Below are 13329 nucleotides of genomic sequence, written 5' to 3'. Positions count from 1 at the left end.
CCATGATAGACGTCAAAAACGTATACAAGACCTTCTTCGTCCCGCACGAGGTCCAGGCCCTGCACGATGTGTCCTACCACATCAACCCCGGCGAGGTGGTCGTCGTCATCGGCCCGTCCGGGTCCGGCAAGTCCACCTTCCTGCGCTGCCTGAACCGGCTCGAGCATGCCAACTCCGGGCACATCATGATCGACGGCGTGGACGTCCTCGACCCCAAGACCAACATCAACAAGGTCCGCATGGAAGTGGGCATGGTCTTCCAGTCCTTCAACCTCTTCCCGCACCTGACCGTGCTGGAGAACGTCACCGTGGGCCAGATCTCGGTCCGCAAGCGCGGCAAGAAGGAATCCATCGAGACGGCCATGACCCTGCTCAACAAGGTTGGCATCCACGCCAAGGCCGAGAACTACCCGGCCCAGCTGTCCGGCGGCCAGATGCAGCGCGTGGCCATCGCCCGCGCCCTGGCCATGAACCCCAAGGTCATGCTCTTCGACGAGCCGACCTCGGCGCTCGACCCGGAAATGGTCGGCGAGGTCCTGGACGTCATGAAGACCCTGGCCCGGGAAGGCATGACCATGGTCGTGGTCACCCACGAGATGGGCTTCGCCCGCGAAGTGGCCGACCAGGTCGTCTTCATGGACGAGGGCAAGATCGTCGAAGTGGGCACCCCGGAACACTTCTTCACCAACCCCCAGAACGACCGCACCAAACTGTTCCTCAGCCAGATCCTGTAGGCAAAGCCCGCTCAAAGGGCAAAAAAGGGGGCTGCGCATTGCTGCGCAGCCCCCTTTGTCATGGCAAACGGCACGGAGCCGGGTCTAAGCGAAATTGTCAACAAGGCAACGCCCGCTGACCCGGCCGTCCCGAAGGTCGTCGAGGGCCTGGTTGATATCGTCCAGGGCGTAGGTCTTGGTGAAGTAGCTTTCCAGATCCAGGACGCCCTGCTCGTACAGCTTGATGTACCTGGGAATGTCCTTGGCCGGCTCGCATTCGCCGCCGTGGGACCCGATGATGCTCTTCCCAAAATGGAGCGGAAGCGTGGGGATCGAAAGCTCGTCGCCCGCCTTGGGGACGCCGACCAGCACAAGCCGCCCGTCCCTGGAGAGCAGCGAATACGCCTGCGCCATGACCTTGGTGTTGCCGGTGTTGTCGATGCAGACGTCGGCCGCGCCGCAGATGTCGGCCACAGCTTGGGCGACGTCGTCGCGCGTGGCGTTCAGGCAATGGGTGGCGCCGAGTTCCCTAGCGAGTTCGAGCCGGTTGTCGAACAGGTCCACGGCGATGATCGGCCACGCGGAGCACAGCTTGGCACCCTGGATCACGTTCAGGCCGATGCCGCCGGCTCCGAAGACGACGACCGCCTCGCCCGGAGCGATCCGGGCGTTGTTGACGACCACGCCCATGCCGGTCGTCAGGGCGCACCCGAACAGGGGCGCGAGCTTGAGATCGAAGGTCTTGGGGATGGCGGTGACCCGGTTCTCCGAGACGATGGCGTATTGGTTGAACGTCGTCACCCAGCCCGCGTTGAGCGGCTTGCCGCGCCATGTGTATTTGGGCGGCTCTCCGGTCTCCCCCGCCCCCGGCCGCCAGTGCAGGACCACGTGGTCGTCCGCCTTGACGTGCTTCACGCCGGGGCCGCACTGGAGCACCTTGCCCGAGGCTTCGTGGCCCAGCAGGTGGGGCAGGAACTTATCCGGCCCCTTCACGGCCCGGATCTCGCCGAGCTGCGAGCCGCAAATGCCGGTGTACCTGACCTCGACCAGGACCTGGCCGTGCCGCAGGGTCTCCGGGAGCTCGACCTCGTCGATGATAAGCGGCGCGTTCGACTGCTCCAGAATGGCAGCCTTCATGGTGCGCTGTTCTATTTCATACATGATTCGTCAAAATCCTTTCTACGGGTATCGTTCTTCACGCGCCGACTGCTGGAGCATCGTCTTGAATTCCTTGGTGGAACCGAGCCTTCTTCTCGTGTTCCTGCGCCACACGTCGACTTCCTCGACGGTCAGGGCCTGCATCCGGGCGATGGTCGCGATCTTCTCCGGCGAGGAGAAATTGATCCGGTCCCATTCGTAGGCGCGCAGGATCTGCAGATCGCGGCTGGACCACTCGTCGGTCTCGACAACGCCTTCGGTGTACCCGGTCTGGTCGTCCATGGAACTGACGAAGCCGTGCTCCAGGCAGATCTCCATAAGCCTCGTTTTCGGAAGCGGCGTGGCTATATGGAAGTTAACTAGGTCGAGATTCAGGCTGTCCGCGTAGGCGATGGTCTTGCGGATGTTATCCCAGGTCTCGCCGGGGAACCCGATGACGAAGTTCGAAATAACCTCTATCCCGATGGACTGGGCATAGGCGACCATGCGCCGCGCCTGCTCCAGGTCCACAGGCTTGAGAATGATGTCCCGCAGGGTGGACTCTACGCCGCTCTCGATGCTCAGCGTAATCTGATAGCAACCGGTCTCCTTCATCAGGTCCAGGAGGGCCTCATCCAGGGCGAACACCGCGACATTGACGCATTTCCAGGTCATGCCGAGGCCCAGGTCCCTGATGCCCCGCATGATCTGCTCGGCGCGATCGCGCCTGTGCAAGAAATGGTCGTCAAGGAAGATGACTTCCTTGATGCCGTATTTTTCGTTCATCCACTTCACTTCCTCCATGACATTCTCGGCGGAACGCAGGCGCACCTTGCTGCCGCTGATAGTCCGGCCCGCGCAAAAAATGCACTTGAAGGGACAACCGCGGGAGGTGATCGTCACGCCGTAGGGATACTGCCGGGCGATCAGGCCCTGGGCGAACTTGATCGGCTTGGCGCCGTACGCCGCGACATCGAGATCGCCGTAGTCCGGGAGCGGGAAGCGGTCGAGGTCCTGGATAAACCTGAGGGGCTCATGAATCTCTACCCTGCCGTCCTTGCGGAAGGCGAAGCCGTCATGGGGCAACGGTTCCCCGGTCTTGAGGTGGTCGATCAGGGTGGCCATCCGCTCCTCGCCTTCGCCGAGGAGGCAATAGTCGACATCGGGGTCTTCCATGGCCAGATGCGGCTGAATGGTCGGGTATACGCCGCCCAGAATGATCCGGGCTTCGGGAAGCGCCTGCCTGACGATCTTCACATGATGGTGAATTTCCTTGTTATACTCCGTGGAAAAGGACGTAATGCCCACGTAAGTCGGATTCAACTCACGCAGTTTGGCCGTCATGACCTGCTCGTTGTCGGCAGAATCATTGAAATCAATGATGGTTACATCGAGCATTTCCCCCAGGATCGCCTTCAGCAAGGCGAGATTGTAGGGAGGCAAAGGCCATGATCGCTTGCCCAAGATAGCGTAATTGGGCTGCATGAGCAGTAAAGATTCCATATTTATCCCCGAGAGCTATGCAGTTTCAGCGATGAACCACCAGTAGTCGCCCTTGTAGCCGACCTCGTCGAACAGGGCGATCCAGTCGTTGACATGCATGTACGTCAACGCCGTGAGGTTCCACTTCAGGAGCTGCTCATGTTCCCTGTCGTTGCGCCACGCGTCCATGGTCACGAAGGCGTCCTTCCGGGTCACTCGCTGGATCTCCTGCAGGGCCTGCTTGCACTCTTCGAGGGGCAGGTTGTGGACGGTGTTGATGCAGATGACGAGGTCAAAGGAATTGTCTTCGTACGGCAGTTCCTTGGCGTTCCCGATGTCGATGAACTCCCGCATGTCATCCAGGGCGTGCTCCTTGCCGTACTCGGAGATGTCCAACCCCTGGATGGTTATTTCGGGCATGAGTTCCTTGAAGTCGTGCATCATGAAACCCTTGGCGCAGCCCACGTCGAGCACCTTGGCGTCCGGCTTCAGATTGTAGTGATCCCGGAAGCGCTTAACGGTGTCCTGCCAGAACCGGGGATGGTAGTTGTACCCGCCGTAACCGGTCAGGCGCTCGCCGTCGTAGTATTCGAAACCGAACTTGCGGGCGGTGGCCCGATGCTCTTCGGTGATCAACTGCCCGCGTTCCTCGATGGGACGCTTCGACTTGGGGTACTTGTCCAGCAAATTTATTTCAGCCACGTCAGCCTCCAGTGGTCTATGACTCGCGGCTCGAGTCCAAAGGTTCAATGATAAGATTTTCCAAAAATTCTTCTCGATCGAGCAGCGGCTCCTGGTCTTCCAGGGCGCGGCCGAACTTGAGCTGCGGGACGACCCGGCACGCCGAGGGGACCTTCACGCGGCAGAAACAGGGCCCGGACGCCTTGAGAAAATCGGTCAGAATTTCGGTCACCCGGGCGTTGCTGTCCAGGTCGAACACGGTAAAACCGTAGACGTCCGCCAGCTTGCAGAAATCCGGGAACGCCAGCCCCTGATCGACGTTGGCCGCGTAATAGCGGGCATCCATCCACTGCTCCTGGGTCTGCTGGATCATGCCGTATCCCTGGTTGTCGAACAGCAGGACCTTGACCGGCAGCTTGTGGCGGGCGCAGGTGGCCAGCTCCTGAATGTTCATCTGGAGCCCCCCGTCGCCGGAGACGCAGATGCTGGTCTTTCCGGAGGCGAACGCGCCGCCTATGGCGGCGGGCAGGGCATAGCCCATGGGCGTGAAGTTGAACGCGCTGAAGACCCGTTGCGACCCATGGGGGCGGAACGTGGACATCATCCAGGCCAAGCTGCACCCGGTGTCGGCGAAGAGCAGTTCGGAGCCGTCGGTCAGGTCCGACAGGATGTCGAACACGCAGTACGGCGAGGGGTAGGCGCGCTCCTTTTCAGAATCCGGGCAGATGGGGTATTTCCTTTTCCACCCTTCCACGTACCCGAGCCAGGGCGCAATCGCGGCCGTGCCGGGCCCAGGTTCGCCTTCGAGACGGTTCAGCAGCCCTTTGATAAAGGCCTTGGCATCCATGGCGATGCCGATATCCAGGCTGCGCCCGTTGACCTTGAACTTGTCCAGTTCGGTGGCGTCCACGTCGACCATGACCAGATGGGCCCCGCGGGCAAAGTCCTTGGGCGTGCCCGTATGGTGCGTGTCCAGGCGGCTGCCGATAGATAACACGAAATCCGCATTCTGGACCGCCAGGTTGCCGGCTCGGCAGCCATGGGTGCCGAAGGTCCCGGCATAGGACGGCATGTCATGCGGGAGCAGGTCGATGACCGCCCAGGAAAGCACGTACGGGATACCGAGGCGCTCGACCAGCCTCCTGACGCTCTCCTCGGCCCGGGCGCAACGAACGCCCCACCCCAGGATCAGGACCGGGCGCTTGGCTTCCCGCAGCCGGACCGCGACCTGGTCGACCAGGGCGTCGGTCGAAGCTGCGGCGGCCCCTCCGGCCTCTCCTCCCGCATCCGCCGAGAGCTCGGCGGGGTCGAAACTGCGCAGGGCTTCCGGGTCCCCGATATCCTCGCGCTGCAGGTTGTCCGGCACATCCACCAGGACAGGGCCGGGACGGCCGGAAAGAGCGATGTAGACCGCCTTTTCCAGCTCGTAACGGATGTCCATCTTGTCTTCAATCAGGACGGAATACTTGGTCACCGGAGTGAACATGTCCACCGTGTCGGCTTCCTGGAAACCCAGCTGCCGCACCCCGGTGTCCCGCCGCAGGCGGAAGGTCGAGACCTGGCCGGTGATGTACAGGACCGGGACGGAGTCGTAGAAGGCGCAGGCCGTGCCGGTGAGCATGTTGGTCGCCCCCGGACCGCTGGTCCCGATGGCCACCCCCATGCCGGAGGCGCGGGCATAGCCGTCGGCCATCATGGCCGCGCCCTGCTCATGCTGGGCGCAGACGTAGTCCACGCCGTCCTGATGGGCGATGGAGTCGATCAGATGGATCGCGGCCCCGCCCGTGACGACGAAGGCGTGCCGGACATCCAACTTCTGAATGAACGCGGCTATGTAGTCCGAAAGCTTCATGGCGTGCTCCCCGGTCGGTTCACACCCTACCAGGGCATGGCGTCTTTCACGGAAACGAACAGGGATCCTTCCTTGTACCCTGCGGGCATGTCCTCGGCGCTCCTGACCCGCTGCCAGTTCAGCTTCTCGGCGAAGAGGTTCACGCCGAGCTTGGACATGTGCTCGAAGACGATGGCCCCGTTTTCCGCGTTTTCGATCTCGACAAAGGCGTCGGTCCCCTCCCAGATGTCCCGGTCCGTGGCGGTCAGGATGGTGGGCTCGTGCCCTTCGACGTCCATCTTCACCAGGTCCGCCCATTTCAGGTGCGGGTTGGCCGCTTCGATCTTGACCGGGAAATAGTCCAGTTCGCCATAGGGATTCGCCTTGGCGCCCTTGATGTGGCTGCCGGTGGTGTTCCCCTTGACCCGGCAGAACTCGGTCTCGCCGTCGCTGTCGGACATGGCCGCGGCGTGGGGCTCGACGTTCGAGCAGCCGTTGGCCTTGAGGTTGCGCTGCAACAGCTCGAAGTGGACGGGATCGGGCTCGAAGCACCGCACGGTGTAGCCCATGAGGGACAGCAGGGTCGAATGCAGGCCGATGTTCGCCCCCACGTCCAGGACGTTCTTGTACCGGCCCCGGTTCTTCCGGTAGAAGCTGAAGATGATCAGCTCATCCAGGTCGAAGAGGTTGCGGGAATCGATGCTGCCCATGCTGAAAAAGGGGAAATCCAGCTCGCCGATATCACCGAACTGGACCGGGCGCGGGGCATCTTCGCCGAACAGCCGTTCCACTTCGGCCCTGGCAGCCCGCTTGAGTTCCTGATGCACGGCCCCCATGGGGGAATGATGCGACGAAATGAGCGGCAATACATCAAACAACTCATTCAAGAAAAGAGACGACTCCATAAGAAACCTCAATCATTTTTTAGCGGTCGCCAGGCATTCCCGTGACGACGAAGTTTATACATGTTCGATTCGTTGCGCAGCGCTTCGGCCAGTTCGGCGGAGCCGAAGGCATCGTGCGCGGTGCTGAAATTCCGTCCTCCGACAACCTCCCGCGGTTGCGAAATCACCCAGTCGCAGGAGTCGATCACCTTTTCCATGGGAACGAAGTCGCCGCTCTTCAGCTTGGACTTGACCATCTCGTAATTGTGCCCCGCGGCCTGTGCTCCGGCCTGAAGGGTCTCCTCGTGAATTCTGGTCTTGACCCAGCCGGGGCCCACGATGGAGAACCGCGTGTCCGAAACCTCGGCGTCGAGCAGCTCGCACATCTTGATGCAGGCGACCTTGGAAATGGTGTAGGCGCTGTAGTTGACCACGGCGTTGTTCGTCCCGCCGCCCGCGAAAAAGAGTACGCACGGCCCAAGCTCCGCGTCCCCGCTCCGCGTGGGGAGCAGGCGGTGCACCAGGCGCCATTGGTTCACGAAATTGACGTCGAGGGAACGGGCCCACTCGTCCGGGTCCGTGTCCAGGAAAGGCCCCACGGGTTCGGTGGTGCCGGGCGCGAGAACGAGCACGTCCCAGCTGGCGGCCGCTTTGCCGATTTGCCCTGCCGCTTCGTCCACGGACCCCGCGTCGGCTATGTCCAAGGGGAAAAAGGCCGCTCCAGCCGCCTCCAGTTCGGAGACGGTGTCCGAAGCGGTCCGGTAGGTCCCGAAGACCTCGTGCCCCTGGCCGCGCCAGTGGCGGCAGAGGGCGGAGCCGATGCCGCTGGAGGCCGAGATGACGACTATTCGCATGCCATGCACCTAGAAGGGACCGGAAAAGCTCATGTCGGGCACGTCGTGCGGCACCTTGCCCGAGTACTTGAGCATCGAGGCGTCCACCTCCATGCCCAGCATCTTGCACGCTTCGTAGACGATATGGCGCGCGCCCGGGAAATAGTCTTCCGCCAGCGACGGGGCCGTGGGCAGCGGATGGTCCGCGTAGGTCAGCCGGACGGGCGCGTCCTTGAGGGACGAAAGCCGCTGCTCCGCGACCACGGCGATGATCTCACCGGCCATGCCGCAGCGCTTCCACGCCGGGTCGGCCACGATCAGGCGGCCGGTCTTGCGGACGGATTCGAGGATCGTGTCCGTGTCCAAGGGACGCAGGGAGCGGACATCGACGACCTCCGCGCTGATCCCCATTTCCCGGAGCGTCTCCGCCGCCTGCAGCGCCTCGTAGGTCATGTGCGAAAGGGAGACCACGGTCACGTCCGCGCCCTTACGGACCACGCGGGCCTTGTCCAGGGGGACGGCGTACATCTCCTCGGGGACGTGGCTCTTGATGTTGTAGTTCCACCTATGCTCAAGGATGACCACGGGGTTATCGTCCCGGACGGCGGAAATCAGCATGCCCTTGGCGTCATAGGGGGTAAACGGGGCGACCACCTTGAGCCCGGGGATGTGGGCGAACCAGGACGCCAAGTTCTGCGAGTGTTGCGGGCCCTGGCCCCAGCCGCGCCCGATGATGATGCGGATGACCAGCGGGGCCTTTATCTTCTCGTCGAACATGTAGTGCCACTTGGCGGCATGGTTGACGATCTGATCCATGGCCAGGAGCATGAAGTCCAGCCGCTGGTGGGTCATGATCGGGCGCATGCCGGAAATGGCCGCGCCCAGGGCGATGCCGGTCATGCCGTTCTCGGCAATGGGCATGTCCATGACGCGGTCTTCGCCGTACTTCTCCTGAAGCCCCACCGTGGTGCCGAAAATGCCCCCGGGATCGGGCACGCCGAGTCCCATGAGGAAGACGGAGGAATCGTCCTGCAAGCACTGGTCGGTGCCTTCCAGGATAGCCTGCGCGTAGCTGATAATGCGTTCTTCGGTCATAACTCCATCTCCCTACGCGTACTCGCCGCTTCCGGCCAGCCCGGCGTCGGGAGCCGGGGCCGTTTTGGCAAAGGCGAACGCTTCGTCCACCTGAGACAGGATGCCCTCCCGCATCTGCGCGATCTCGTCGGCCCCCAGCAGGTTCTCCCTGGTGAGGAAGCCGGTGAACGTCGCGATCGGGCATTTCTCCTTCCACTGCTCGAAGTCCTCGACCGAGCGGCAGACGAGATGGTGGTCGTCGTTGGGGCCGCAGTGCTCCCGCCAGCGGTAGGTCGAGAACTCGAGAAGGCTCGGGCCTTCACCTAAGCGGGCCCGGTCCACGGCCCGCCGGGCCATCTCGTAGACCCCGAGGACGTCGTTTCCGTCCCCCTGGCCGGCCTCGACCCCGTAGGCTTCGGCCACCCTGGTCACGGAGAAGCCGTCGGGCCGACGGTCCTTCAGCGGCGTATTCACAGAGAATCCATTGTTCTCACAGACATAGATAACGGGGAGTTTCTTCAGGGCCGCATACTGAATGCTCTCCTGGAAAACCCCCTCCTCGCTGGCCCCCTCTCCGAAGAAGACCACGGAGACAATGTCCCGCCCGGCGAGCTTGCTCGACAGGCCAATACCGGTGGCGATGGGGATGGTGCTCCCGACGATGGGCACGGCGCCCATGAATCCCGCCTTGAGGTCGACGAGATGCATGGAGCCGCCCTTTCCGCGGCAACAGCCTGCCTCGCGGCCGTATATCTCGGCCATCATGGCTCGCAGGTCCCCGCCCTTGGCCAGGTAGTGCCCATGGGAGCGATGCGTGCTCATGACGGCGTCCTCATCGCGCAACGCCGCGCACACACCGGCCGCGATCGCTTCCTGTCCGATGCAGATGTGGACGGGACAGCGCATGGTTTGTTCGGCGTATTCGGAACAGATCCGTTCCTCGACCAAACGAACCGTCAACATTCTGTGCAGCAGATCCCTGTGAAGTCGCCCCTGTGTCATATCCCTTCCCGGATGTAGACCGATATCGCAGTCGCCAGACTAGTTCTTGCAGATATCGAGAGTTTTCATCGTCTTGATGTTGTAATACCGCTCTTCGTCGAACAGCTTCTTGTCGTTGTAGGCGGCAACGACGTCCTTGATGCCGTCGAGGACCGAGTGCTTGGGCGAGAAACCGGTAGCAAGCAGCTTGTCGGAATTCAGCCTGTAGGAGCGCGGGTCGTTGGACGGCTTGACGATGATCTCTGCGCCGATTTGCTCCTTGACCATCTCGGCGATGTCCATGATGGAGATGTTCTCGAACCCGGCGTTGTAGATGCCGGCGAACTCGCCGCCCTTGCCGAGGAAATGGATGAAGATGTCGGTGATGTCCTGGATGTGGACGTTGGGTCGCGTCTGGTTGCCGCCGAGAACGGTGATCTCACCCTTGGTCAGGGCCTGCATGGTCAGCAGGTTGACCGCGACGTCGAGGCGCATGCGCGGGGAGTAGCCGCAGACCGTGGCGGGCCGGATGCTGAAGATGTCGATCTTGTCCTTGTAGCTCAGCAGGACGCGCTCGCTGATCATCTTGGTCTTGTTGTAGTCGGAGATGGGGACCAGCGACAGTTCCTCGGTGACCTGGTCCTCGTCCTTGATCCCGTAGACGCTGCCGGAGCTGGCGAGCAGGAACTTCTCCACGCCGTTCTCGATGGCCTTCTCCAGAAGCTGCATGGTGCCCAGGGCGTTCACTTCCCAGACGAGCTTGGAGTTCAGGTCGCCGCAGGGGTCGTTGGCCACGTTGGCCAGGTGGATGATGGCGTTGACGCCCTCCATGGGGACGGAATCGATATCCCTGATGTCGCCCTGGACGACGGTCAGGTTCGGCTGGTCGGCCAGGTAGTTGCCGAACCACTGGATGTCGAAGGCGATGACTTCATGCCCGAGGCCCAGCAGTTTGGGGACGAGGATGGATCCGATATAACCGCAACCGCCGGTGACGAGAATACGCATGTTAAGCTCCTGTAATGCTGAATTTATGCTTTATGGATGTAATCGAAGGGCTGGGACCGCAGGGTTTCAAGGTTGTCCTTGACCCACGAAATGGTCTCTTCGATGCCCTGTTCAAGACTGATCTTGTCTGTCCAGCCGAACTCCTGCCGGGCCTTGGCGCTGTCGAGCAGGTACGCCGCGTCCTTGCCCAACCGCTCCCCGACGATCTCCACGTGGTCGGCGAAGGACACGCCGAGCTGTTCGGCGACCATGACCACGAGATCGTGGATGGAGATGTTCCGCTTGGTGGAGACGTGATAGATGTTCGGCGGCGCGGCCTTCAGGGCGATGTCGATGGTGCATTCCGAGACGTCGCGGATGTGGATGAAGGAGCGGACCGACTTGCCCCCGCCGTGGAGCTGCAGCTTCCTGCCCATGAGGAAGAACAGGATGGTTCTGGGCACGATGCGGTAGAGCTGCTGACCGGGGCCGAAGACGTTGGCGGCGCGAGTGAAGACGACCGGGAAGTCATAGGCCTGGTAGAAGCTCATCAGGCTCATGTCGCCTGCGGCCCGCGACACGGCGTACGGCGTGCTCGGGTGGTAGTCGGTGCTCTCCGGGACCAGCCCTTCGCAGGTGCCGTACACTTCGGGCGTGGAAATATGGACGTACTTCTCCAGAGAGTCGATCTTCCGCAACCCCTCGTGGAGCTTGACCGTGGAAACGGCGTTGGTCATGAACCAATGCTCAGGGTGCTGCCAGCTCTCGCCGACCATGCTCTGCGAGGCGAAGTTGACCACGTAGTCCGCCTTGGAATCCGCGACGAGCCGGATGATGGCGTCGAGGTCGTGGTTCAGGTCGAGCTGATGGAACTCGAATCCGGTCCGGCCGTTCAGCTTGTAGGGCAGGAAGACCGGGTTGGGCTCCGGGGAGCGGCTGACGCCTATGGCCTCATAGCCCGCGTCCAGGAGCGTGTCGACAAAGCTGGCGCCGGAAAAGGAGTTGCTGCCGATGACTACAAATTTCTTACTCATATCTCAAATACCTTATTATGCGTTGGACTCTGCATGCCAAAGGCACTCGATGGCGGCGTGGAGCAGGGCCTCGTGCCCGACCTCGACCAGTCCGTAGAGAGTGCCGGGGAGATAGAACGCTATGTCGCTTTCGCCCTGCCAGAGCTTGTTGTCCTCGGCAAAACCCGAGAGGGAGACCACTTTCATGCCCTTGCGCTTCGCCAGCTCCACGCAGGAGACGATGTTCTGCGAATTGCCCGAACTTGAGATCGCGATGAGAACGTCTCCAGGCCGGACCAACGTCCTGAGCGGCCTCTCGTAGACCTGTTCATAGCCGTAATCATTGGCCATGCAGGACATCAGGGAGGGGTCGTTCAGATGACAGGAACGCACCGAGAGCTTGTTCATGGCGTCCTGGGAAAGATGGGAACAGATGGCCGCACTCCCGCCGTTGCCGACCCACCAGAGCGTCGCGCCGCTCTCCCGGACGTCCCGGAAGACCTGCCCCAGCGCCAGATAGCCATCGTCAAGGCTGGCCGCCGTCCCGTTGACCTTGCATTGCGCAGTGGTCCTGATCTTGGACAGATCGTCCAGCCAGCAACTCGGTTTCAGTGTCGAGTACATACCTTATTTCCTAGAAAACATTAGATGTTTTGGGAACATATTTGATACCAGGTGACACGATGGGCGTTGTATATCGCATGTGGAACGTCACGGGAGGCGGAGAATCTCGAAACCAGAACGATTCTCTTCGCTTCCGGGAACAAGGCTCGAACCTCTCCGGCAACCGCATCGACGTTATCCGTCGACGAGGGAAGCACCGTCAGGATCGTTGCATCTCGGTCCCGCTTTCCGTCCCCGGCGGAAGCCGCAATCCGCTCGAATTCAACCTGCCGCGCCCCTATGGATCGAGCCAGCGCCTCGGGGAAACCGCGCAACTCGGAAGCAAGTTGCCCACGGCATAACCGACTCCAATTATCCGGGTCAACCTGTTCGGGCGAAAAAGTCCAGCTGTCCTCGTGAGCGGCCAGGAGACTCTCCGGGTTGCCGATATCCCGGTGGTAATCGCCGTTGTGGTGGGTGAATATCCTGCCGACGAACCGGGGGAGGACCTCGGTGCTGAAGTCGACCTCGGGCTTGCCCAGGCCCGCGATGAACTCCACGACCTCGGGCTCGACGATGTAGACCGCGCCGTTGGCCAGGTCGCCGGGAGGGTTCTCCACCTTCTCGTGAAATGCCTGCACCACGCCGTCCTCGTCCAATTCGACGATGCCGCAGGTCTTGGGCGTCGGCGTTTGGAAGGTCATCATCGTGATGGCGGTGTTCCGGGGCCTCCGGGCGTGGGCCTCCCAGAAGGCGCCGAGGTCCGTGAGGCAGAGGTTGTCGGCGTGGATGAGCATGACGGGCCCGCCCTGGCAGAACTCCCTGTTGTTCAACAGCGTTCCGCCGGTGCCGAGCAGCTGCTCCTCATGCGAAATGGTTATGTCCAGGTCCCCGGGGAATCCGGCCAGGTATTCCCGGAACAGGTCGGCCTTGTAGTGCGTGTTCACCACGCACTTTCCGAACCCGGCCCCTGAAAGGGCCCTGAGCCAGTATTCCAGCAGCGGCCGTCCCCTCACCGGAACCATGCACTTGGGGAATATGTCGGTCACCGGCCGCAGGCGGGTTCCCAGCCCCGCCGCGAGCACGATCGCGCGCCTTTCGGATTCCATG

General features: G+C 61.9%; 13 protein-coding genes. 1 reads left to right on the top strand and 12 read right to left on the bottom strand.

Annotated features, from left to right (window positions below):
• The first annotated feature begins 2 nt into the window (after positions 1-2).
• Positions 3-734 (top strand): amino acid ABC transporter ATP-binding protein, encoded by a 732-nt coding sequence (locus tag AB6M95_RS04330; RefSeq protein ID WP_371385508.1) that lies wholly within the window; start codon positions 3-5, stop codon positions 732-734.
• An 84-nt stretch (positions 735-818) separates the two neighbouring features.
• Here the strand turns inward: AB6M95_RS04330 and AB6M95_RS04325 are convergent, their stop codons facing one another.
• The 12 genes from AB6M95_RS04325 to AB6M95_RS04270 all read right to left on the bottom strand — a co-directional run bounded on the left by AB6M95_RS04325 (position 819) and on the right by AB6M95_RS04270 (position 13328).
• Positions 819-1874 (bottom strand): zinc-binding dehydrogenase, encoded by a 1056-nt coding sequence (locus AB6M95_RS04325; RefSeq protein WP_371385507.1) that lies wholly within the window; start codon positions 1872-1874, stop codon positions 819-821.
• A gap of 18 nt (positions 1875-1892) precedes the next feature.
• Positions 1893-3335, bottom strand: a complete 1443-nt coding sequence (locus AB6M95_RS04320) for a B12-binding domain-containing radical SAM protein (protein WP_371385552.1) — start codon at positions 3333-3335, stop codon at positions 1893-1895.
• Positions 3336-3368: 33 nt separating this feature from the next.
• Positions 3369-4034, bottom strand: a complete 666-nt coding sequence (locus tag AB6M95_RS04315) for a class I SAM-dependent methyltransferase (RefSeq protein WP_371385506.1) — start codon at positions 4032-4034, stop codon at positions 3369-3371.
• A 16-nt stretch (positions 4035-4050) separates the two neighbouring features.
• Positions 4051-5865: a thiamine pyrophosphate-binding protein gene (locus AB6M95_RS04310; protein WP_371385505.1), complete on the bottom strand. Its 1815-nt coding sequence runs from the start codon at positions 5863-5865 to the stop codon at positions 4051-4053.
• A gap of 26 nt (positions 5866-5891) precedes the next feature.
• Positions 5892-6671, bottom strand: coding sequence for an FkbM family methyltransferase (locus tag AB6M95_RS04305; RefSeq protein ID WP_371385504.1), 780 nt, complete (start codon positions 6669-6671; stop codon positions 5892-5894).
• An 86-nt stretch (positions 6672-6757) separates the two neighbouring features.
• Complete coding sequence (locus AB6M95_RS04300) at positions 6758-7582, bottom strand: SDR family NAD(P)-dependent oxidoreductase (RefSeq protein WP_371385503.1); 825 nt, start codon at positions 7580-7582, stop codon at positions 6758-6760.
• A gap of 9 nt (positions 7583-7591) precedes the next feature.
• Positions 7592-8656, bottom strand: a complete 1065-nt coding sequence (locus AB6M95_RS04295) for an alpha-ketoacid dehydrogenase subunit beta (RefSeq protein WP_371385502.1) — start codon at positions 8654-8656, stop codon at positions 7592-7594.
• 12 nt (positions 8657-8668) lie between these two features.
• Entirely contained in the window at positions 8669-9598 is a 930-nt protein-coding gene (locus AB6M95_RS04290) for a thiamine pyrophosphate-dependent dehydrogenase E1 component subunit alpha (protein ID WP_371385501.1), read from the bottom strand.
• Between the two features lie 78 nt (positions 9599-9676).
• The gene (locus AB6M95_RS04285; RefSeq protein WP_371385500.1) at positions 9677-10624 is read right to left on the bottom strand and encodes an NAD-dependent epimerase/dehydratase family protein; all 948 of its coding nucleotides are present in this window, start codon (positions 10622-10624) and stop codon (positions 9677-9679) included.
• A gap of 23 nt (positions 10625-10647) precedes the next feature.
• Positions 10648-11637, bottom strand: coding sequence for an NAD-dependent epimerase/dehydratase family protein (locus AB6M95_RS04280; RefSeq protein WP_371385499.1), 990 nt, complete (start codon positions 11635-11637; stop codon positions 10648-10650).
• Positions 11638-11652: 15 nt separating this feature from the next.
• Positions 11653-12240 (bottom strand): SIS domain-containing protein, encoded by a 588-nt coding sequence (locus tag AB6M95_RS04275; protein WP_371385498.1) that lies wholly within the window; start codon positions 12238-12240, stop codon positions 11653-11655.
• Positions 12241-12260: 20 nt separating this feature from the next.
• Positions 12261-13328 carry a nucleotidyltransferase family protein gene (locus AB6M95_RS04270; protein WP_371385497.1) on the bottom strand — a complete coding sequence of 356 codons (1068 nt, stop codon included), beginning with the start codon at positions 13326-13328 and terminating at the stop codon, positions 12261-12263.
• Position 13329: the final 1 nt, after the last annotated feature.

The organism is Pseudodesulfovibrio karagichevae (genome assembly GCF_041414475.1).
Classification (GTDB): Bacteria; Desulfobacterota; Desulfovibrionia; order Desulfovibrionales; family Desulfovibrionaceae; genus Pseudodesulfovibrio; species Pseudodesulfovibrio karagichevae.
The sequence above is the reverse complement of the archived record's forward strand: the minus strand, read 5'-3'. Positions and strand labels throughout refer to the sequence as shown.

What these genes read in the sequence shown, in the direction of transcription:
- AB6M95_RS04330 (WP_371385508.1), top strand. Translation starts at nt 3, where the DNA reads ATGATAGACGTCAAAAACGTATACAAGACCTTCTTCGTCCCGCACGAG.
- AB6M95_RS04325 (WP_371385507.1), bottom strand. Translation starts at nt 1,874, where the DNA reads ATGTATGAAATAGAACAGCGCACCATGAAGGCTGCCATTCTGGAGCAG.
- AB6M95_RS04295 (WP_371385502.1), bottom strand. Translation starts at nt 8,656, where the DNA reads ATGACCGAAGAACGCATTATCAGCTACGCGCAGGCTATCCTGGAAGGC.
- AB6M95_RS04320 (WP_371385552.1), bottom strand. Translation starts at nt 3,335, where the DNA reads ATGCAGCCCAATTACGCTATCTTGGGCAAGCGATCATGGCCTTTGCCT.
- AB6M95_RS04285 (WP_371385500.1), bottom strand. Translation starts at nt 10,624, where the DNA reads ATGCGTATTCTCGTCACCGGCGGTTGCGGTTATATCGGATCCATCCTC.
- AB6M95_RS04270 (WP_371385497.1), bottom strand. Translation starts at nt 13,328, where the DNA reads ATGGAATCCGAAAGGCGCGCGATCGTGCTCGCGGCGGGGCTGGGAACC.
- AB6M95_RS04310 (WP_371385505.1), bottom strand. Translation starts at nt 5,865, where the DNA reads ATGAAGCTTTCGGACTACATAGCCGCGTTCATTCAGAAGTTGGATGTC.
- AB6M95_RS04275 (WP_371385498.1), bottom strand. Translation starts at nt 12,240, where the DNA reads ATGTACTCGACACTGAAACCGAGTTGCTGGCTGGACGATCTGTCCAAG.
- AB6M95_RS04300 (WP_371385503.1), bottom strand. Translation starts at nt 7,582, where the DNA reads ATGCGAATAGTCGTCATCTCGGCCTCCAGCGGCATCGGCTCCGCCCTC.
- AB6M95_RS04280 (WP_371385499.1), bottom strand. Translation starts at nt 11,637, where the DNA reads ATGAGTAAGAAATTTGTAGTCATCGGCAGCAACTCCTTTTCCGGCGCC.
- AB6M95_RS04290 (WP_371385501.1), bottom strand. Translation starts at nt 9,598, where the DNA reads ATGTTGACGGTTCGTTTGGTCGAGGAACGGATCTGTTCCGAATACGCC.